Consider the following 19,310-nt stretch of genomic DNA (forward strand, 5'->3'; position numbering starts at 1 on the left):
CCTGGGACGGTCGGTTACCACTTGACTTACTGAGCAACGGCCATCGTATGCGAGGACCCCGCCGCGCCGGGAGGGCCTGCCGTGACGGCGACCGTCCGCTGCTTCATTTCGCTTTCACTGTGCTTCATAAGGGACAACGCCCGGGCCCCTCGGATAGTGCCGCATCCCCCGCCCGGATTACGCGAAGCGTGATCGCATCCTCACCCACAGCAAACAGATGGCGCTTTCGAGGGCCCCCGACCACCATCGGCCGATGGACCCCGTCACACTCACCACGGACCGCCTCCTGCTGCGCACGGTCGGCCCCCAGGACACCGACGCGGTGTACGACGCCTGCCAGGACTCCGACATCCAGCGCTGGACCACGATCCCCTCGCCGTACCTCCGCGAGAACGCCGAGGCCTTCACGGAACAGCTGGTGCCCGCCGGCTGGGCGGACGGCTCCATGTACACCTTCGGCGTCTTCCTCCACTCCGGAGAGCTCGCCGGCATGCTCGGCATCACCATGCGCGCCCTGGGCATGGGCGAGATCGGCTTCTGGGCCGTCAAGCAGCACCGCTCCAACGGCTACATCACGGAGGCCGCCCTCACCGCCTGCCGCTGGGCCTTCGTGCACGCCGCGATCGACCGCATCGAATGGCGCGCCGAGGTGGGCAACCGCGCCTCCCGCGCGGTAGCGGAACGAGCCGGCTTCACGATCGAAGGCACGTTGCGCGCCGCGACCAACAACAAGGGCGTACGCCGCGACACCTGGGTCGGCTCCTTGCTCCCATCGGACTTGGGCCTCCCGTCGACGGCCCCGTATGTGCCGGCGCCTGCGTAACTGCCCCAGCCCCAACACCCGCCTCCCCACCCCCGACTCCGCAGCTCACACCCCGCTGTCAGTCCCACCCCCTATCGTGCAAAACCATGACCACCCCGCGCCCCGCAACAGAGCTCTCCGCAGACGAGGCCCGCCGACTGGCGCTCCGCGCCCAGGGCTTCCTCGGCGCCCCACCCCGCCGCTCCGGTGTCCGCGGCATCCTCCGCCATCTGGGCGCGATACAGCTCGACACCATCTCGGTCCTGGCCCGCTCCCACGAACTCGTCCCGTACGCCCGCCTGGGCGCGGTGGGCCGAAAGACAGTGGAGAACGCCTACTGGAAGCCTGCGATCTCCAGCGCGACTTCGACACGACCCCACGCCTTCGAGTACTGGTCCCACGCGGCCTGCATCCTCCCCATCGAGGAATGGCCCCACTTCGCCTTTCGCCGCCGCGCCTACCGCAACCGCCCGCACTGGAACCACGAGCTCCCGGACGGCGCCTACGACGAGGTCATCAAGCAGCTCCGCGACGAAGGCCCCCTCACGGCCACGGAGTTGGGCGGCGCGAAGAAGACGAATGACTGGTGGGACTGGTCCGGCTCGAAGGTCGCCGTCGAACGCGCCCTGATGTACGGCGAGGTGGTCTGCGTGGAGCGTCGCGGCTGGAAGCGCGTGTACGACCTCGCCGAGCGCGCGATCCCGGAGGACCTGCTGCACGACGAACTGGACGACACCGAGTGCCTGCGCCGCCTGGTCCGCCTGGCGGGCCAGTCCCTCGGCGTCGGCACCCGCGCGGACATCGCCGACTACCACCGCCTCAAGGGCGAGCAGGTCGACGCGGTGATCGCCGACTCAGGCCTCGTCCCGGTCACGGTCGAGGGCTGGGGCAAGCCGGCCTGGGCCGACCCCGCGGCCCTGGAGACACCCCCGCGCGGCCGCCACCGCACCACGCTGCTCTCGCCCTTCGACTCCCTGATCTGGGAGCGGGCGCGCACGGAGCGGATCTTCGGCTTCACCCACCGCCTGGAGGCCTACGTCCCCAAGCAGAAGCGGGTGTACGGCTACTTCGCGATGCCGGTCCTGGCCGGCGGCCGGCTCGTCGGCCGCGTGGACCCGGCCCGCGAGGGCCGCACGCTGGTGGCCAAGCAGGTCGCGCTCGACGGCCCGAAGGCGGTCCCGGCCGTCGCCCAGGCCCTGGCCGAGGCGGCGACCTGGGTGGACTGCACGGACGTACGCGTGGAACTGGTCGACGCGCCGGACCTGCGCGAGCCCCTCGTCAAGGAACTCGCCCGCATCCTCGTCTGAGCCCTACCGGATCTCGAGGATCTTCTCCCGCATCGCGTACACCACCGCTTCCATCCTGGAGTGCAGCTGAAGCTTCTCCAGGATGTTGCGGACATGGTTCTTCACGGTGTTCTCGGAGATGAACAACTCCTTGGCGATATCGCGGTTGTTCATCCCCGTCGCGACGAGTTTGAGGACTTCCAGTTCGCGGTCCGTCAGCCGCGGCGCGGGCACCAGCCGGCGCTCGTCCGTGCGCTGGATCATCGACTTGAACTCGGTGAGCAGCTTCGACGCCATGGACGGGCTGATCTGCGACTGCCCGTCCGCCACCGCGCGAATGGCGGTGGCCACCTCGTCCGTGGAGATCTCCTTGAGGAGATAGCCGGTCGCGCCCGCCTTGATGGCGTCGTAGAGATCGGCTTCCTCGTCGCTGATCGTCAGCATGATGATCTTGGCGCTGGGGGCGACCTCCTTGATGGAGGTGCAGGCCTCGATCCCGCCCCGCTTGGGCATCCGCACATCCATCAGGACGATGTCGGGCAGCAGGTCGGCGGCCTTCTCGACGGCCTCGGCGCCGTCGCCCGCCTCCCCGACCACCTGGATGTCCTCCTCGGCGGCCAGCACGATCTCCAGGCCCCGGCGGAACAAGGCGTGGTCGTCCACCACAAGGACTCTGATCGGTTCCTTGCGTGGAGTCTCCGTGTCCGGGCCCATGCCAACGACGCCGTCGTCGGCACCCTCGTCACGCATCGGTCCGAAGCTGTCCGCCATCGTTCCTCCCCCTGAAGGCTGTGGCCTGTGGTCCTGAGCCATCGCCAACCCAGAGCAACGCCCCACCGGTTGGGCCGTGGCCAACCATGATTTCATGCCCGGACGACACCGGGGTGACGGAGCGGGGCGCCAAGTGGTCGCACGGGGGTGCCCCTGGGGGCGCACACGCGCTCCAGGGGCACCTGCTCCGCTGTCACCCGGCACGGTCAGCCGCCGAGCGCACCGCCCGCGTCGGGCGAGTGCGCCTGTGTGACCATCGTGTCCGTCCTGAGGTGGATCACGCCGTAGTCGTAGGCGTGCCGTCGGTAGACGACACTCGGTTCCTTCGTCTCGGAGTCGACGAACAGGTAGAAGTCGTGCCCGACCAGTTCCATCTCGTAGAGAGCCTGGTCGAGGGTCATGGGGGCTGCGACGTGGGTCTTCTCGCGGACGACGATGGGGCCGTCACCCTGCACTTCGAGTGAGCCGATCTTCTTCGTGGGGACCGTCTCTTCCGGCTCCTCCTGCGGAGTCGGCACCAGGCCGTTTCCGTTGAGCGTCGCCACGCCCGGGACGTGATCGGCGACTTCTGCGGCTGAGATCCGGCGCGCGCCGCGGCGCGAGAACCGCTTGTCGTGCTGCCTGCGCAGCCGGGCTTCCAGCTTTTCCGCCGCCAGGTCGAGCGCCGCATACGGATCGCTCGCCGCTGCCTCCGCCCGGATCACCGGACCGCGGGAGCGGAGCGTGATCTCCACTCGGTCACAGCGGTCGGCCTGCCTGGGGTTGGGCTCCTTGGACACCTCGACGTCGAGGCTGATCACCTTGCCATCGAGCTTCTGGATCTTCTCCAGCTTCAGCTTCTCGGCCACGTGCTTCCGGAACCGCTCGGGCACCTCGGTCTTGCGGCCCTTGACGACGATGTCCACGCAGAACTCCGTTCCCGGATCGCTCCGCTTCGGTGCGGAGCATCTCCCTTTTGCACCAGGTTCCGGTGTGCCCCGGAACCTCGGACTCGGTGACTTCCACCTCCTCCCCCGTGGGCGAGATCTCCACTCCACCGTCGCGAGTGTGGAAGGAAAACCCGCGGCACGGCATTCGGATTTGAGAGGTGTGGCCTGCGGCTTTCCCTCTCAACCGAACATATCTCGCCCGGACGGATGTCGTCACCCTCTACTGCGGCGTACCTCCGTTCAGGTGAATAAGCCCTCTCGCTACCTGCAACGACGCAAGATCTCAGTCAGTTCCGGTTTATTTCGAAAGAGTCCGGTGATGCCGCGACCACCGCCGCGCACACCACGTCAACGACTCCGCCGGCGCCGCCCGCGCCCGTCAATACCTGCCGGCCGGGCCGCCGGCCCGTCCTCTCTCGCGTTGATCCGACGTTCTATTCCTCTCTGCTTTCCCACGTCTCTCCCCCGTACACGGCCACGGCCACGGCAGCGTTCGAAACCGGCCCCGCCGCCCGCACGGCCCGCGCGGCCTCCGCCAAGGACGCCCCCGTGGTCATCACGTCGTCGACAAGGACGACCGGCCCACCGGAGAGCAGCCGGGCGCCTCCGGGCACCACCACCAGCGCGCCCGCGAGATTGTCCAGCCGCTGCCGGGAGTTGAGCTCCGACTGGTCGGCCACGGCCCGCCGCTGCCGCAGCGCACCGAGCACCCTGGCCGGAACCCCGCTCCGCCGCAGCTCCCCCGCCGCCGCGAGCGCGATCCGTCCGGCCGGATCATGCCCCCGGGCCCGCACGGCCCGCCGCCCCGACGGCACGGGCACGAGCAGCACAGGAGCCCCGACGGTCCGGGACCACGCCCCTTCGGCCCCGGCCCAGGAGCCGCCCCACGCCTTCCGGAGCCCCGCCCGCACGGCTCCCGCCAAGGCCTCCCCGAGGGGACCGGCGAGCGCCAGGGCACCCCGTTCCTTGTGGGCCAGCAGCGTCGCCCGCACCTCGTCCGCGTACGGAGCCGCCGCGTGCACCACGGGCAGCCCGGGCGGCTCCGGCGCCGGCCGCACCCGGCGTGCCGCGACTCCGCTCAGCACCGCACGGCACTCCGGGCAGAGCACCGTACGAGGCCTCCCACAGCCCCCGCACTCGGCCGGCAGCACCAGGTCGGTGAGGTCCTGCCACCACCCCCGCATGGCCACCACTGTGCCGCCCAGGGCCCTCTCCGGCCACCCCTGTGGACAACGCCCTGTGGACAACTCCCCGCCCGCCGAACCGCTCGTCACCCACACGAGTGACGCCCCCGTGGGGCGGCCCCGTGAGCCGGCCCTGTGGGCGGCCGGTGGGCGGCCCCGTGAGGAGCACCGGCCGACCCCGCTCCCGAAAGACAGCGGCCGCCCCTCCCGGGCCTCACCCGGCAGAAGCGACCGCAAGCCCGTCCCCGGGCACCGGCCACGGGGGCGGCCCTACCTCACCCCGGATAGACCGGCGCCGTCCCCTCCGTCACCTTCTGCCACTGCGCGCCCGACGGCAGCCGGACGATCCCGTCCACCGAGTACGCCACCAACGGCAGCCTGTCGTCCTCGGCGGCGGTGACCTCCTTCACGCCGGTCAGGGCCGCGGGCGCCGGTACGTCCGGCGTGGAGCCGTCGACCTGGACGTACCGCATCTGCTCCACGCCACCGTGCTCACGCCCGACCACGACGAGCCGGCTGTCCCCGGCCCACGACATGGCGGTGACCTCTTCCAACTCCGGGGTCGCGGAGCGCAGTTCGGCCACCCTGACGACCGGCTGCTCGCCGGTCTTCCCCTCCCGCTCGATCAGGCCGATGAGCAGGGTCTTCTTGCCGCCCTTCTCCACGACGAGCGCGATCCGTACCCCGTCGGCGGCCACCCGCACGGCCTGGACCCGCCCGTCCAGGTGCGGCATACGCACCTCCAGCGGATCGCCCTTGCCCTCCTGCAGCAGGAGCAGCCGGGGATTGTCCGGGTCACGGTCGGCCACCCAGAGGCCGTCGTGCGCGTCCCAGCTCGGGATCGTCAGCCGGTCCTCCTCGGTCCGGCCGTGGCTGCGCAGCAACGGCTCGCCCAGCGAACCGCCCGAGACCAGGGATCCCACGTACAGCGACTTGCCGTCGAGGCTGACACCGGCCGCGGTGTGCTCGTCGCGCGACACCGCCACCGAGCGCAGTGCCGTGTCGCCCTCGCCCAGCGCCCCCGGCGCCGGGTCCGGCTTGGTGTCGTTGCTGCCCGCGGGGATCCGCACCAGCCGGTCCTTGGCGTCGACGAAGTACAGGTAGTCGGGGCTGCGCACCGAGCTCCGGGAGGCGGCGGCATCGGCCGCTTCCTGCGTGAGCGAGCACAGCTCCGCCCCGCCGGCCCGCAGCTCGACCTCGTCCACCGCGGGACTGAGACTGTGCAACGTGAACAGCAGCTGGGCCGCCATCTCCTCGCACCGGTTGGTGCCGACGCCCGCGGCCTTGTCGTTGAGCGGGACCGTCAGCTTGTTCCGGTCGTCGGGCGTCAGCGCGCCTGCGTCCTTCGGCAGCGCCGTACCGGTGGGGAAGCTCGATCTGACCACGGGCCCGAGCCACCGTGTGGGCCCGCTCAGGACAGAGCGCACCATCTGCGTCATGGGGTCCACCCGCCGGCGGACGTACACGGGGTCGGCGACCGCTGCGGGCTGGGTGTCCGCCCTGGCCACCGCGGTGTTCGAGGCGAAGTAGTACTTGTTGACGGACATGTAGTTGCGCTGGAAGTCCGACTGGCCCATGACAACGCCCTGCGGCAGCGCGTCGATCCGCCACTGCCCGCTCTTCTCGTCCTGCGTCAGGTGCACGGTCCTGCCGTACGCCCCGGTCGCCGGCGCGTACGCCTGCTGCGCGTCCACCGTGGCCACCTTGGTACCGGTCAGCATGTACGAGATCTCGCCGGTGTCCTCCCGGCCCGTGCCCTCGGCCTTGGCGCCGGGCCCGTCCGTCAGCACGGTGGTGGACAGCTCCGGCCGCCACGTCTTGGCTGCCTCGCCGGTCAGGTACTGGCGCGCGGTCTTGTAGTGCGGATCGTCGCTGGTGAGCGCCTCCAGGAAGCCCTGCACGATCTCCGAGGGCTGGGCGTCCTCACCCGGCGGCACGGCGAACACCCGCACCTGGGTGTCCTGGCGCGGTGTCGACTCCACATCCCGCAGATCCCCGCTGTCCGGCATCGAGGCACACCCCGCCAGCAGCAGGACGCCACCGGCGGCGTACGCCATCACGCGCGCGGGCGTACGCCGACCGCGCCCCCCACGGTCAGCGCCCACGAGATGCCTCCCCATGCCTGTCCGCGTTCTCCGGCTCGGTTTCCCTGCCCGAGCCTGCGGATCCGTTGTCCCTGTCCGCGTCCTGCGGCCCGCTCACGGCCTCGTCCCGAGAGGGCCCAGCCGGACCACTCGGCTTGCCGTTGCCGGCCGTACTCGACGGACCACTCACCACACCGTTGCCTACCGCGCCTGACGAACCGCTCACCACGCCATGGCCTGCCGCGCCCGCAGGGCCGCTCGCGCCCGCGTCGCGAGCCGGCTGCTCCGGGGGCGCCTGCGGATCGTCCTGCCGCCGCGTGTCCGATGCGGGCCGGGGTACCACACGCGCGCCGTTGCCGGGCAGCGCCGTCGGATCGGCCGTGGGGGCCGCGGAGGCCGCCCGCGGTGGTATCGGGTCCCGCGTCGACCCCGGCGGCCGCGGCCCGCTCGTCGACTGTGCCGGCACGGTAGCCCGCTTCTCGCCGTCCCCACCGCCGCACGGCAGCCCGGCGTCGTCGAGCCCCTGGTTCCGCCGTGAGTCCTTGGGCTCAAGCGGTATGGGAGAGCCCCGCAGCGGCTCGTCAGCGGTCCTGGGCAGCGTCAGCCGGAACTGCGAGCCGCCGCCCGGCTCGCCCCACGCCTGCAGCCAGCCACCGTGCAGCCGCGCGTCCTCCAGGGCGATGGACAGCCCCAGACCGGTACCGCCGGTGGTACGCGCGCGTGCCGGGTCGGCCCGCCAGAAGCGGCTGAACACCCGGGTCGCCTCACCCGGCTTGAGCCCTACCCCGTAGTCCCGCACCGCGACCGCGACCGCACCGCCCGCTGCGGCGAGCTTGACGACCACGTCCCTGCCCTCACCGTGCTCGACGGCGTTCACGACGAGGTTGCGCAGCACGCGCTCCACACGCCGGGCGTCGGCCTCCGCCACGACGGGCTGCTGGTCGCCCAGGACGCGGATGTGCGTGCCCTTGCGCTCCGCGAGCGGCTCGGCCCCGCTGACCACCCGCCGTACGACCTCCCGGAGGTCTATCGGCTCCGCCTCCAGCGCCGCGGCACCCGCGTCGAACCGGCTGATCTCCAGCAGATCCGCGAGCAGCGACTCGAACCGGTCCAGCTGGTCGGCGAGCAGCTCCGCCGACCGCGCGGTCACCGGGTCGAAGTCCTCCCGCGCCTCGTGGATGACGTCCGCGGCCATCCGTACGGTCGTCAGCGGCGTACGCAGCTCGTGCGACACGTCCGACACGAACCGGCGCTGCATCCTCGACAGGTCCTCCAGCTGGCTGATCTTCAGCTGGAGGTTCTGGGCCATCTTGTTGAAGGCCTCGCCGAGCCGCGCGATGTCGTCCTCGCCGGTGACCTTCATACGCTCCTGAAGCCGCCCGGCGGACAGCCGCTCGGCGATCCCCGCCGCCATCCGCACCGGTGTGACGACCTGGCGCACGACGAGCCAGGCGATGGCCCCCAGCAGGACGACGACGAACAGCCCGGCCGTCGCGAGGGTCCCCTTGACCAGGCTCAGCGACTTCTCCTCCTGGGTGAGCGGGAAGAGGTAGTAGAGCTGGTACGGGTCCCCGTTGGGGTCGTTGACCTGCTTGCCGACGACCAGTCCCGGCTGGGAGTCCTTGGTCGCGTTGTTGTAGGTGATGCGGGTGTAGCTCTGGGCGGCCGTCGTACTGCTGCCGATCCGCTCGCGCAGGTCGGCGGGCACGCTCCTGCTCCAGTCCACCTCGCCGGAGGCACGCTGCCCACGGCCGCCCGCGCCGTCCGCGTCGGAGGCCGGGAGCGTCACCACGTCGAAGGCGCCCTGGCCGCCGCTGGACAGCGAGGAGACGAGGTCGCTCATCCACTCGGAGACGTTCTGCGCGGGACGCCCGTCCGCCGTGGCGACATCGTCGCCGGTGCCGCTCGCCGCCTCGTCGGCCCGCTGCTTGGCCACCGCGAACCCGCCCGTGGCCTGGCTCTGGGACGCCTTCACCTTGGCGTCCAGCAGGCCGTTGCGCACCTGCCCGATGACGACGAAGCCGAGCAGCAGGACCACGCCCAGCGACATCAGCAGCGTGGTGACGACGACCTTGAGCTGGATGTTGCGCCGCCACAGCCGCATGACGGGCAGCAACGGCCGGCGTACCCACCGCATGAACAGCCGGATGACCGGGCTGCCCTGGACCCCGCCCTGGAGCAGCAGCCCGCTCTCCAGGAACCGCCCCCAACGGGAGCCGCCCTTGTTCCGCCCGACAGGCCGCCCCGGGCGGCCCCCGGACCGTCCGGACGCCGAAGCGGCACTGTCGCCGGACATGTCAGCTCGGCCCTGCCTTGTACCCGACACCACGGACGGTCACCACGATCTCCGGCTTCTCCGGGTCCTTCTCGACCTTGGAGCGCAGCCGCTGCACGTGCACATTGACCAGACGCGTGTCCGCCGCGTGCCGGTAGCCCCACACCTGCTCCAGCAGCACCTCGCGCGTGAACACCTGCCACGGCTTGCGCGCGAGCGCGACCAGCAGGTCGAACTCCAGCGGCGTCAGCGCGATCGACTGCCCGTCCCGCTTCACGGAGTGCCCGGCCACGTCGATGACCAGGTCACCGATGGCGAGCTGCTCCGGAGCGGGCTCCTCCGACCTCCGGAGCCGCGCCCGGATCCGGGCCACCAGCTCCTTCGGCTTGAACGGCTTCACGATGTAGTCGTCGGCACCCGACTCCAGGCCCACGACGACATCGACCGTGTCGCTCTTCGCCGTGAGCATCACGATCGGCACCCCGGACTCCGCCCTGATCAGACGGCACACCTCGATGCCGTCCCGCCCGGGCAGCATCAGATCGAGCAGCACCAGATCGGGCTTGGACTCACGGAAGGCGGCCAGCGCCTTGTCGCCGTCGGCCACGAAAGACGGCTCGAAACCCTCACCACGCAGCACAATGCCGAGCATCTCGGCCAGTGCGGTGTCGTCGTCGACGACAAGGACTCGTCCCTTCATAAACGACATCATCCCATTCTCATAACGGTGGCGAAGGCAGTGGTGAGGTAGGTCACCGCCAGTGACCATAGTCGCAGCAAGCGCTACTGTCTGCCTCGTCCGCCCACTGTTGATCTCAACGACAGGCAGCGGCGAGGCTCCCGTCCCCGCGAAGGGACAGGTTGCCGGAGCCCGCGCCACTCCGGGCACACGCACCGGCAGCCGCCCGGATCAGCCCGCCGCCCCCCGGCGCGACCGGGCACAAACCTCGGCGAGCGCCTCGACCGTGACGGGCGAAACCACGCCCTCCTCCGTGACTATCGCCGTCACCAGCTCGGGCGGCGTCACGTCGAACGCAGGGTTGTACGCCTGCGTCCCCAGCGGCGCCACCGGAATGCCACCGCCCGCCTCAGCCCCGGTCACCGGTACCTGCGGCGCCACGAACTCGGTCACCTCATGACCGGCCCGCTGCTCTACCTCGATGGACGCCCCGTCCGGGGTGTCCGGATCCACCGTCGTCACCGGCGCCACCACGATGAACGGCACATGGTGATACCGCGCGAGCACCGCCAGCGGATAGCTCCCGACCTTGTTCGCCACCGAACCGTCCGCCGTGATGCGGTCCGCCCCGATCAGCACCGCGTCCACCTCCCCGGCGGCGAACAACGACCCGGCCGCGTTGTCGGTGAGCAGCGTGTACGCCATCCCACTGCGCGCCGCCTCGTACGCCGTGAGCCGGGCGCCCTGCAACAACGGACGCGTCTCGTCCACCCACAGACGCCGCAGTCGGCCCGCCCGGTGCGCCGCGAGCGCCACCGCGAACGCCGTCCCCTCCCCGCCGGACACCAGCGAACCGGTGTTGCAGTGGGTGAGGATCCGGTGCCCGCCGCCGGGCATCAGCTCGTCCAGCAGCGCCAGCCCGTGCTCAGCCATCCGCGCACTGGCCTCGGCGTCCTCCCGGTGCAACTGCCGCGCCGCCGCCAGCGCCGCCGCGGCCGCCTGCCTGATGTCACCGCCCTTGGCGAGCGCGGCCTCGTGAGCCGCTTGCGCCCGGCGCACCCCCACGGCCAGGTTCACCGCGGTCGGCCGGGCGCTCGCCAGCGCGGCCGCGGCCTCGTCCACGTCGAAGCCCCGCACGGCGGCGAGCGCGACGCCGTACGCCCCCGCGATGCCGAGCAGGGGCGCCCCCCGCACGGCGAGCGAACGGATCGCCTCCACGAGCGCGGGCGCGTCCGTACAGACCAGCTCGACCTCCTCGACCGGCAGCCTCGTCTGGTCGAGAAGGACCAGAACGGGTCCTTCCGGTGGTTCTTCCCAACGGATCGCCGGGATCTCGGTCGGCCGTTTGTCATCGCCGCTGTACGCGTACTGATCAGCCATGCGGTCAGTCTGCCCCCTAACCAGCGGACAATTGAAGGTACGCAGCCCATACCGCGGCCGGTCACTCCAACACCACCCCATGGCACGATGGCTGCCAACCTGCCGCCGCGACCGCGGACGGGCACCGTGAAGGAGCGACGATGAACGACACTCCGGGCTGGGCCTCGCCCGGATCCGCCCCGTCCGACGGGCAGAAGCCTGGCGCGTCCGGCCCTGCCGAGCCCGGCCCCAACCCTGCCGAGCCCTCCGACCGCCCCGGCCCCGCACAGCCCGCGGACCAGCCGGGCCAGCCGGCCCAGGCCCCGCAGGGCCCCGGCCCGCAGTGGTCCAAGGACCAGCCGCCACCCGCCCAGTGGTCCGCCCCCAGCGGCCCCGGGGGCCCTGCCGGCCCCGGCCAGGCTCCCCCACCCCCGCCGCCCGGCCCGGGCTGGGGCACCCAGCCCCCCGGCGGTTACGGCCCGGGCGGTCCAGGAGGGCATGGCGGATACGGAGGTCCCGGCGGCCCCGGCGGCTGGGGCAGCGCCTGGGGCGGCCCCCCGCCCGCGGCCAAGCCCGGCGTCATCCCGCTCCGCCCGCTCGGCGTGGGCGAGATCCTCGACGGCGCCGTCTCCACCATGCGCACCTACTGGCGCACCGTCCTGGGCATCTCCCTGACCGTCGCGATCATCACCGAGATCATCGTCGTGCTGTTCCAGGGCCTCGTCCTGGACGACTCCAGCACCGAGGCCCTCAACGACCCGAGCGCCACCCTCAGCGAACTGAGCCGCGCCATGGGCGACGCCATGCTCAACTCCACCGCCGTCTTCGTCATCTCCCTGGTCGGCACCGTCATCGCGACCGCACTGCTCACCACCGTCACCAGCCGCGCTGTGCTCGGCAAGTCGGTGACCATCGGCGAGGCCTGGCGGGACGCCCGCCCTCAGGTCGTCAAGCTCTTCGGTCTCATCTGCCTGTTGCTGCTCATCACCGCCGGCATCGTCACCGCGGGCACGCTGCCCGGCATCCTCGTCAGCGTCGCCGGGAGCACCGGCGCGGGCGTCGCCCTGACCGTCCTGGGCATCATCGGCGCCGGCATCGTCGCCCTGTGGCTGATGATCCGCTTCTCCCTGGCCTCGCCCGCGCTGATGCTGGAGAAGCAGGGCATCAAGAAGGCGCTGAGCCGCTCCACGAAGCTGGTCCGGGGCACCTGGTGGCGGATCTTCGGCATCCAACTGCTCGCCACGATCATCGCGAACGTCGTCGCCTCGATCATCGTCATCCCGTTCACCTTCCTCGCCGCGGCCCTCAGCGGTGACGGCGTCACCGGCTGGCTCAACAGCGGCGGCTCCAGTTTCGGCTGGACGTTCCTCATCGTCAGCGGCATCGGCGCGGTGATCGGCTCCATGATCACGTTCCCGATCACGGCGGGCGTCACCGTGCTCCTCTACATCGACCAGCGCATCCGCCGCGAGGCCCTCGACCTCGAACTGGCCCGCGCCGCCGGTGTCCAGGGCTACGGCCCCAGCGCCCCCGGCGCCACCCCGGGGAGCTGATGCGGTGAGCTGGGCGGGGGAAGTTCTCACAACGGCGCTGCCACGCGCCGCCATACGCACATTGCTGCGCGCCGGCGACACCTCCGTACTGTCGTCGGCCCGCTCCGCCGACGAACCGCCCCTCACTATCCCGCGCGACCCCGCGCGCGAGGCGGCCCGGCGCGAGCTGTCGAAGCGGATGTACCACGAGGACGACCCCAGCCTGTTCCAGCGCGCCCTCGACGCCTTCTGGGGCTGGCTCGACAAACTGTTCAACGCCGCTTCGAGCGCCACACCCGGCGGAGCACTAGGACTGGTCGTCATCATCCTGGCGGTCGTCGCGGTCCTAGCCGCCCTGTGGTGGCGCCTGGGCACCCCCCGCCGCCAACCCATCTCCTCCGCCGCCCTGTTCGACGACCGCCCCCGCAGCGCCGCAGACCACCGCGCAGCCGCCGAGGCACACGCCGCCCAGGGCCACTGGAACCAGGCCGTCCAGGAACGCATGCGGGCCCTCGTCCGCGCCCTTGAGGAACGCGCCCTCCTCGACGTCCGCCCCGGCCGCACCGCCGACGAGGCCGCCGCCGAAGCCGGCCGGGCCCTGCCCGCCCACACCGACCGACTGCGCGCCGCCGCCCGCGACTTCGACGACGTCACGTACGGCGGCCGGTCGGCGACCGAGCAGTCGTACCACCGCATCGCCGAACTCGACAGCGACCTGGAACGCACCAAGCCCCAGCTCGCAAGCAGTAGCGCCCCCAGCACGGCCCCCAACCCCCACCAGGGAGCCGCCGAATGACCACCGAGGCCACGCTCCCGTCCACCTCGGCCTCGCCCACCGCACGCCAGGTATGGACCCGCGCGCGCGGCATCGCGCTCGCCCTCGTGCTGCTCCTGGTGGGAGCCATCGCCATCGCCTTGATCCGCTCGGACGCCCGGCACGGCGAACTCGACCCGCGCTCCGCCGACCCCAACGGCAGCCGCGCCGTCGCCGAACTCCTCGCCGACCGGGGCGTGGACACACGAGTGGTCACCACCCTGGACGAGGCAGCCGCCGCAGCCGGCCCGGACACGACCCTCCTGGTCGCCGCCCCCGACCTGCTGAGCCGAAGTCAGCAGTCCCGCCTGCACAACGCGTTCGCCGACTCCGGCGGCCGCACCGTCCTGGTCGCCTCCGGCAGCGCGTCCGTCGAACGACTCGCCCCCGGCGTCACCGCCGACCCCGCCACCAGCCTCGACTCGACGCTCTCCCCCGACTGCGACCTGCCCGCCGCCCGGCGCGCGGGCACCGCCGACACGGGCGGCGTCCGCTACACCACCACCCACCTCGACTCCGACAAGTGCTACCCCAGCGAGCGCCTGGCCACCCTGCTTCGCATCCCGGCCCCGACCGGGGACGGCGACACCGTCGTCCTCGGCGCGCCCGACATTCTTCTCAACGATCGCCTCGACAAGCAGGGCAACGCCTCGCTCGCCCTCCAACTCCTCGGCTCCCGCCCCCATTTGGTCTGGTACCTCCCCTCGCTCTCCGACACGTCGGCCACCGGCACCGACGACGAACGCGGCTTCTTCGACCTGCTCCCGTCAGGCTGGCTCTGGGGCACCCTGCAACTCTTCATCGCCGCAGCCCTGGCCGCCCTCTGGCGGGCACGCCGGCTCGGCCCCCTCGTACCCGAAAAGCTCCCCGTCGCGATCCGCGCCTCCGAAACCGCCGAAGGCCGCGCCCGCCTCTACCGCAAGACCGACGCACGCGACCGCGCGGCAAACGCTCTTCGCTCCACCACCCGCACCCGCCTCGCCCCCCTCACAGGCGTCTCCGTCACCCAGGCGCACACGCCCGAGGCCCTGCTCCCCGCCCTGTCGGCCCACCTCCACGGCGACGGACAGGACCTGCGCATCCTCCTCTTCGGACCACCGCCCAGCGACGACGCAGCACTCATCGCACTCGCCGACCAACTCGACGCCCTCGAAAGAGAGGTACGCCGTCCATGATGGACCCGACCACTGACAACGCCGGGCAGACCGGGGACCCGGGCGCCGCCCGAGCCGCCCTGGAAGCCCTGCGCGCCGAGATCGCCAAGGCCGTGGTCGGCCAGGACCCCGCCGTCACCGGCCTCGTCGTCGCCCTGCTCTGCCGCGGCCACGTCCTCCTCGAAGGTGTCCCCGGCGTCGCCAAGACCCTCCTGGTCCGCACCCTCGCCTCCGCCCTCGAACTCGACACCAAACGCGTCCAGTTCACTCCCGACCTGATGCCCAGCGACGTGACCGGCTCCCTGGTCTACGACACCCGCACCGCCGAGTTCTCCTTCCAGCCCGGCCCGGTCTTCACCAACCTCCTCCTCGCCGACGAGATCAACCGCACGCCCCCCAAGACCCAGTCGTCCCTCCTGGAAGCCATGGAAGAACGCCAGGTCACCGTCGACGGCACCCCCCGAGCCCTCCCCGACCCGTTCCTGGTCGCGGCAACGCAGAACCCGGTGGAGTACGAGGGCACCTACCCCCTCCCCGAAGCACAGCTGGACCGCTTCCTCCTCAAACTCACCATCCCCCTCCCCTCCCGCCAGGACGAGATCGACGTCCTCACCCGCCACGCCGAGGGCTTCAACCCACGCGACCTGCACGCCGCCGGCGTACGCCCCGTAGCGGGCCCCGCCGACCTGGAGGCAGCCCGCGCCGCGGTCGCCAAGACGACGATCTCCCCGGAGATCACCGCCTACGTCGTCGACATCTGCCGCGCCACCCGCGAGTCGCCGTCCCTCACCCTCGGCGTCTCCCCCCGAGGCGCCACGGCCCTCCTGGCCACCGCCCGTGCCTGGGCCTGGCTGACAGGCCGCGACTACGTCATCCCCGACGACGTGAAGGCACTCGCCCTCCCCACCCTCCGCCACCGCGTACAACTCCGCCCGGAGGCCGAGATGGAAGGCGTGACGGCCGACTCCGTCATCAACGCGATCCTCGCCCACGTCCCCGTCCCCCGCTGATGGCACTCACCGGACGCGCCGCCCTCCTCGCGGCCCTGGGCTCCCTCCCCGTCGGCATCTGGGAGCCCAGCTGGACGGGCATCCTGGCGGTCAACGCCCCCCTGGCCGTGGCCTGCGCCTGCGACTTCGCCCTGGCTGCCCCCGTACGCCGCCTAGGCCTGACCCGCGCCGGCGACACCTCCGTACGCCTCGGCGACACGGCGGACGTCACCCTCACCATCACCAACACGTCCCGCCGCCCCCTCCGCGCCCGCCTCCGCGATGCCTGGCCCCCGAGCACCTGGCAGCCGGGCACGGAGACGACGGCCTCCCGCCACCGCCTCACGGTCCCCGCAGGCGAACGCCGACGCGTGACGACCCACCTGCGCCCCACCCGCCGGGGCGACCGCCAGGCCGACCGCGTCACCATCCGCTCGTACGGCCCCCTCGGCCTCTTCTCCCGCCAGGGCACCCACAAAGCCCCCTGGACGGTACGCGTCCTGCCCCCGTTCACCAGCCGCAAGCACCTGCCCTCCAAGCTGGCCCGCCTGCGCGAACTGGACGGCCGCACCAGCGTGCTCACCCGCGGCGAGGGCACCGAATTCGACAGCCTGCGCGAGTACGTCCCCGGCGACGACACCCGCTCCATCGACTGGCGCGCCACAGCCCGCCAGTCCGCGGTCGCCGTACGCACCTGGCGCCCGGAACGCGACCGCCACATCCTCCTGGTCCTCGACACCGGCCGCACCTCGGCAGGCCGCGTGGGCGACGCACCCCGCCTCGACGCCTCCATGGACGCGGCTCTCCTCCTCGCAGCCCTCGCCTCCCGCGCCGGCGACCGCGTCGACCTCCTCGCCTACGACCGCAAGGTCCGCGCCCTCGTCCAGGGCCGCACGGCGGGCGATGTCCTTCCGTCCCTGGTCAACGCGATGGCCACGCTCGAACCCGAGCTCGTCGAAACGAACGCCCGGGGCCTCACGGCCACGGCCCTGCGCACGTCCCCTCGCCGGTCTCTGATCGTGCTCCTCACCACCCTGGACGCAGCCCCCATCGAAGAAGGCCTCCTCCCGGTGCTCTCCCAGCTCACCCAGCGCCACACGGTCCTGCTGGCATCAGTAGCGGACCCTCACATCACCGAAATGGCCAAGGCACGCGGAAACGTCGACGCCGTCTACGAGGCAGCCGCAGCCGCCCAGGCCCAGTCCGAACGTCACCGCACGGCAGAACAACTCCGCCGTCATGGCGTGACGGTCGTGGACGCGACACCGGACGACCTGGCGCCGGCACTGACGGACGCGTACTTGACATTGAAGGCGGCTGGACGCCTGTGACGGTGAGGGGCCCTCGAAAGAGGGCCCCTAATACTCCAGCCGTAGATCGTTATGTGCCCTGGTCTTGGGGCTGTCTGCCGCTGGCGGAAACTCAGGTGGCCTCAGCGCACGGTCTGGGTAGAGTCGGGCAATGCCCGAGCTGAAGCGGCTGCATGCCGGCCACGCCCCGGCGGTCCTGGCCTTCGAGCTGGCGAACCGCAGCTACTTCGCTGCCTCGATCTCCGACCGCGGTGACGACTTCTTCGACCAGTTCGCCGACCGGCACAACGCCTCGCTGGCCGAGCAGGAGGCCGGCAGCTGCGCCTTCTACGTGCTCGTCGCCGAGGACGGCTCGGTACTCGGCAGGTTCAACCTGTACGACTTGGAGGACGGCACTGCCAGACTCGGCTACCGGGTCGCGGAGCGGGTCGCCGGCCACGGCGTGGCGACCGCGACCGTCCGGGAGCTGTGCCGGATTGCGACCGCGCGGCACGGGCTGCGCACACTGCGGGCGGCCACCTCCCACGACAACACCGCGTCCCAGAGAGTCTTGACCAAGGCCGGGTTCGTCCCGGTTGGCCCTGCCGCCGCGGCCGATCTCGGCGGCAAGTCAGGCACCTGGTACCAGCGCGACCTCCAGCCATAGACCTTGATCTTGCTCGTGGGTCGGCTGCGGGAAGGCTGCGGCCACCGCTGATCATCGGTGTGTGAAGACTAACGATCTTGCGGTGGCCGCAGGTCACAGCGTAGACCCTGCCCGCTGGCAGGAAGCGTTCGAGGTCCTGATGAGCCGGATGGCCGACCGGTTCGCCCGGGTCGAACCCCGGCGTCGGGTACGGGATCTGGTGCTGGGGCTGCTGTCGGACCTGCCACGCAAAAACTGCTGGACCATCGCCGAGTGGGCCGGAGAGGCCACCGCGGACGGCATGCAGCACCTGCTCGGCCGGGCCCGATGGGATGCCGGCGCCGTGCGCGATGACGTGCGCGAGTACGTCCTGGAGCATCTGCACGACGAGGGTGCGGTGCTGGTGGTCGACGAGACCGGGGACGTGAAGAAGGGCACGCACACCGTCGGTGTCCAGCGCCAGTACACCGGCACCGCCGGGAGGATCGAAAACGCGCAAGTCGCTGTCTACCTCGTTACGCGGGACTGCGCGGGCACGCGGCGGTGGACCGGGAGCTGTACATCCCGCGCTCCTGGACGCGCGACCCAGATCGCTGCCGAGCCGCGGACCTGGACGAGGACACCGTCTTCGCGACCAAGCCGGAGCTGGCCGCCCGCATGATCGGCCGGTTCCTCGATGCCGGGCACCGCGCCGACTGGGTCGCGGCAGACGAGGTCTACGGCGGCAACCCGAAGCTGCGCTCCGCGCTGGAAGAGCGCCAGGTCGGCTACGTGCTCGCCGTCGCCTGCTCACATGAACTCACCATCGGCGCGGGGAAGTTCCGCGCGGATACCCTGGCCGCGAAGGTGCCCAAGCGGGCCTGGCAGAAGCTGTCGGCCGGGGCCGGTGCCAAGGGGCACCGCTTCTACGACTGGGCCGGCATCGACCTGGCCGAGCCCCGCCCCGGCAGCCGCCAGCTGCTGATCCGCCGCAACCGCACCACCGGTGAACTCGCCTACTACCGCTGCTTCTCACCCGCCCCGGTGCCCCTGACCGCCCTGGTCCGCGTCGCTGGATCAAGGTGGCGGGTGGAGGAGACCTTCCAGTCCGGCAAGGGCCTGGCCGGACTGGACGAGCACCAGGTCCGCCGCTACACATCCTGGTCCCGCTGGGTCACCTTGGCCATGCTCGCTCACGCCTTCCTCGCCGTTGTCCGCGCCGACGAACACGCCCGACACCCCGCACCTGACGGGCTCATCCCGCTCACCTGCAACGAGATCCAGCGACTGTTCATCGCCTTGGCCGTCCGGCCCGTACACGAGGTAGCCCACCGGCTCGCCTGGTCCGCCTGGCGACGTCGCCACCAGGCCCGAGCCCAAGCCAGCCATTACCGACGACAAGCCGCGAATCAGACATGAAGATCACGATCTACGGCTGGAGTACTAAACGCAGAAAACCCCCGCATCCGAAGATGCGGGGGTTTTCCCAAGAATTGTTCGGCGGCGTCCTACTCTCCCACAGGGTCCCCCCTGCAGTA

Annotated in this window: 14 protein-coding genes and 2 pseudogenes; 9 read left to right on the plus strand and 7 right to left on the minus strand. The window is 71.4% G+C overall.

Annotated elements, in window-relative coordinates; all coding sequences use genetic code 11:
• Positions 1-253 precede the first annotated feature (253 nt).
• Both ACZ6TU_RS35775 and ACZ6TU_RS35780 read left to right on the plus strand, forming a co-directional pair.
• A complete protein-coding gene (locus ACZ6TU_RS35775; RefSeq protein WP_467667791.1) occupies positions 254-823 on the plus strand; it encodes a GNAT family N-acetyltransferase in 570 nt (189 codons plus the stop codon).
• Between the two features lie 86 nt (positions 824-909).
• On the plus strand, positions 910-2,109 hold the full coding sequence (locus ACZ6TU_RS35780; RefSeq protein ID WP_467667789.1) for a winged helix-turn-helix domain-containing protein: 1,200 nt from the start codon (positions 910-912) through the stop codon (positions 2,107-2,109).
• A 3-nt stretch (positions 2,110-2,112) separates the two neighbouring features.
• Here the strand turns inward: ACZ6TU_RS35780 and ACZ6TU_RS35785 are convergent, their stop codons facing one another.
• From ACZ6TU_RS35785 to mtnA, 7 genes and pseudogenes are all read right to left on the minus strand, one after another.
• A complete protein-coding gene (locus ACZ6TU_RS35785) occupies positions 2,113-2,859 on the minus strand; it encodes a response regulator (RefSeq protein ID WP_467667787.1) in 747 nt (248 codons plus the stop codon).
• Positions 2,860-3,065: 206 nt separating this feature from the next.
• The gene (gene hpf, locus ACZ6TU_RS35790) at positions 3,066-3,764 is read right to left on the minus strand and encodes a ribosome hibernation-promoting factor, HPF/YfiA family (protein WP_467667785.1); all 699 of its coding nucleotides are present in this window, start codon (positions 3,762-3,764) and stop codon (positions 3,066-3,068) included.
• A 311-nt stretch (positions 3,765-4,075) separates the two neighbouring features.
• Positions 4,076-4,972, minus strand: a pseudogene (locus ACZ6TU_RS35795) (ComF family protein).
• 275 nt (positions 4,973-5,247) lie between these two features.
• Complete coding sequence (locus tag ACZ6TU_RS35800) at positions 5,248-7,077, minus strand: LpqB family beta-propeller domain-containing protein (RefSeq protein WP_467667781.1); 1,830 nt, start codon at positions 7,075-7,077, stop codon at positions 5,248-5,250.
• Entirely contained in the window at positions 7,067-9,352 is a 2,286-nt protein-coding gene (mtrB, locus tag ACZ6TU_RS35805) for an MtrAB system histidine kinase MtrB (RefSeq protein WP_467667779.1), read from the minus strand. Before mtrB ends, ACZ6TU_RS35800 begins: the two co-directional genes overlap by 11 nt.
• A 1-nt stretch (position 9,353) precedes the next feature.
• Positions 9,354-10,043 (minus strand): two-component system response regulator MtrA, encoded by a 690-nt coding sequence (gene mtrA, locus ACZ6TU_RS35810; RefSeq protein WP_003990656.1) that lies wholly within the window; start codon positions 10,041-10,043, stop codon positions 9,354-9,356.
• Positions 10,044-10,241: 198 nt separating this feature from the next.
• Positions 10,242-11,390, minus strand: coding sequence for an S-methyl-5-thioribose-1-phosphate isomerase (gene mtnA / locus ACZ6TU_RS35815; RefSeq protein ID WP_467667777.1), 1,149 nt, complete (start codon positions 11,388-11,390; stop codon positions 10,242-10,244).
• 140 nt (positions 11,391-11,530) lie between these two features.
• Between mtnA and ACZ6TU_RS35820 the strand changes: the two genes are divergently transcribed.
• From ACZ6TU_RS35820 to ACZ6TU_RS35850, 7 genes and pseudogenes are all read left to right on the plus strand, one after another.
• A complete protein-coding gene (locus tag ACZ6TU_RS35820; protein ID WP_467667775.1) occupies positions 11,531-12,922 on the plus strand; it encodes a DUF7847 domain-containing protein in 1,392 nt (463 codons plus the stop codon).
• A 4-nt stretch (positions 12,923-12,926) separates the two neighbouring features.
• Positions 12,927-13,697 (plus strand): DUF4129 domain-containing protein, encoded by a 771-nt coding sequence (locus ACZ6TU_RS35825; RefSeq protein WP_467667773.1) that lies wholly within the window; start codon positions 12,927-12,929, stop codon positions 13,695-13,697.
• Entirely contained in the window at positions 13,694-14,890 is a 1,197-nt protein-coding gene (locus tag ACZ6TU_RS35830) for a DUF4350 domain-containing protein (protein WP_467667771.1), read from the plus strand. The genes ACZ6TU_RS35825 and ACZ6TU_RS35830 overlap by 4 nt, the downstream gene beginning before the upstream one ends.
• Positions 14,890-15,879 carry an AAA family ATPase gene (locus ACZ6TU_RS35835; RefSeq protein ID WP_467667769.1) on the plus strand — a complete coding sequence of 330 codons (990 nt, stop codon included), beginning with the start codon at positions 14,890-14,892 and terminating at the stop codon, positions 15,877-15,879. Before ACZ6TU_RS35830 ends, ACZ6TU_RS35835 begins: the two co-directional genes overlap by 1 nt.
• The gene (locus ACZ6TU_RS35840) at positions 15,879-17,189 is read left to right on the plus strand and encodes a DUF58 domain-containing protein (protein ID WP_469553000.1); all 1,311 of its coding nucleotides are present in this window, start codon (positions 15,879-15,881) and stop codon (positions 17,187-17,189) included. The genes ACZ6TU_RS35835 and ACZ6TU_RS35840 overlap by 1 nt, the downstream gene beginning before the upstream one ends.
• Positions 17,190-17,319: 130 nt before the next feature.
• Positions 17,320-17,814: a GNAT family N-acetyltransferase gene (locus ACZ6TU_RS35845; RefSeq protein WP_467667765.1), complete on the plus strand. Its 495-nt coding sequence runs from the start codon at positions 17,320-17,322 to the stop codon at positions 17,812-17,814.
• Positions 17,815-17,953: 139 nt separating this feature from the next.
• Positions 17,954-19,191: pseudogene (locus tag ACZ6TU_RS35850) on the plus strand (IS701 family transposase).
• The last annotated feature ends 119 nt before the right edge of the window (positions 19,192-19,310 follow it).

The organism is Streptomyces sp. NPDC052064 (assembly GCF_055585925.1).

What these genes read in the sequence shown, in the direction of transcription:
- ACZ6TU_RS35775 (WP_467667791.1), top strand. Translation starts at nt 254, where the DNA reads ATGGACCCCGTCACACTCACCACGGACCGCCTCCTGCTGCGCACGGTC.
- ACZ6TU_RS35780 (WP_467667789.1), top strand. Translation starts at nt 910, where the DNA reads ATGACCACCCCGCGCCCCGCAACAGAGCTCTCCGCAGACGAGGCCCGC.
- ACZ6TU_RS35785 (WP_467667787.1), bottom strand. Translation starts at nt 2,859, where the DNA reads ATGGCGGACAGCTTCGGACCGATGCGTGACGAGGGTGCCGACGACGGC.
- mtrB (WP_467667779.1), bottom strand. Translation starts at nt 9,352, where the DNA reads ATGTCCGGCGACAGTGCCGCTTCGGCGTCCGGACGGTCCGGGGGCCGC.
- mtrA (WP_003990656.1), bottom strand. Translation starts at nt 10,043, where the DNA reads ATGATGTCGTTTATGAAGGGACGAGTCCTTGTCGTCGACGACGACACC.
- mtnA (WP_467667777.1), bottom strand. Translation starts at nt 11,390, where the DNA reads ATGGCTGATCAGTACGCGTACAGCGGCGATGACAAACGGCCGACCGAG.
- ACZ6TU_RS35820 (WP_467667775.1), top strand. Translation starts at nt 11,531, where the DNA reads ATGAACGACACTCCGGGCTGGGCCTCGCCCGGATCCGCCCCGTCCGAC.
- ACZ6TU_RS35830 (WP_467667771.1), top strand. Translation starts at nt 13,694, where the DNA reads ATGACCACCGAGGCCACGCTCCCGTCCACCTCGGCCTCGCCCACCGCA.
- ACZ6TU_RS35835 (WP_467667769.1), top strand. Translation starts at nt 14,890, where the DNA reads ATGGACCCGACCACTGACAACGCCGGGCAGACCGGGGACCCGGGCGCC.
- ACZ6TU_RS35840 (WP_469553000.1), top strand. Translation starts at nt 15,879, where the DNA reads ATGGCACTCACCGGACGCGCCGCCCTCCTCGCGGCCCTGGGCTCCCTC.
- ACZ6TU_RS35845 (WP_467667765.1), top strand. Translation starts at nt 17,320, where the DNA reads ATGCCCGAGCTGAAGCGGCTGCATGCCGGCCACGCCCCGGCGGTCCTG.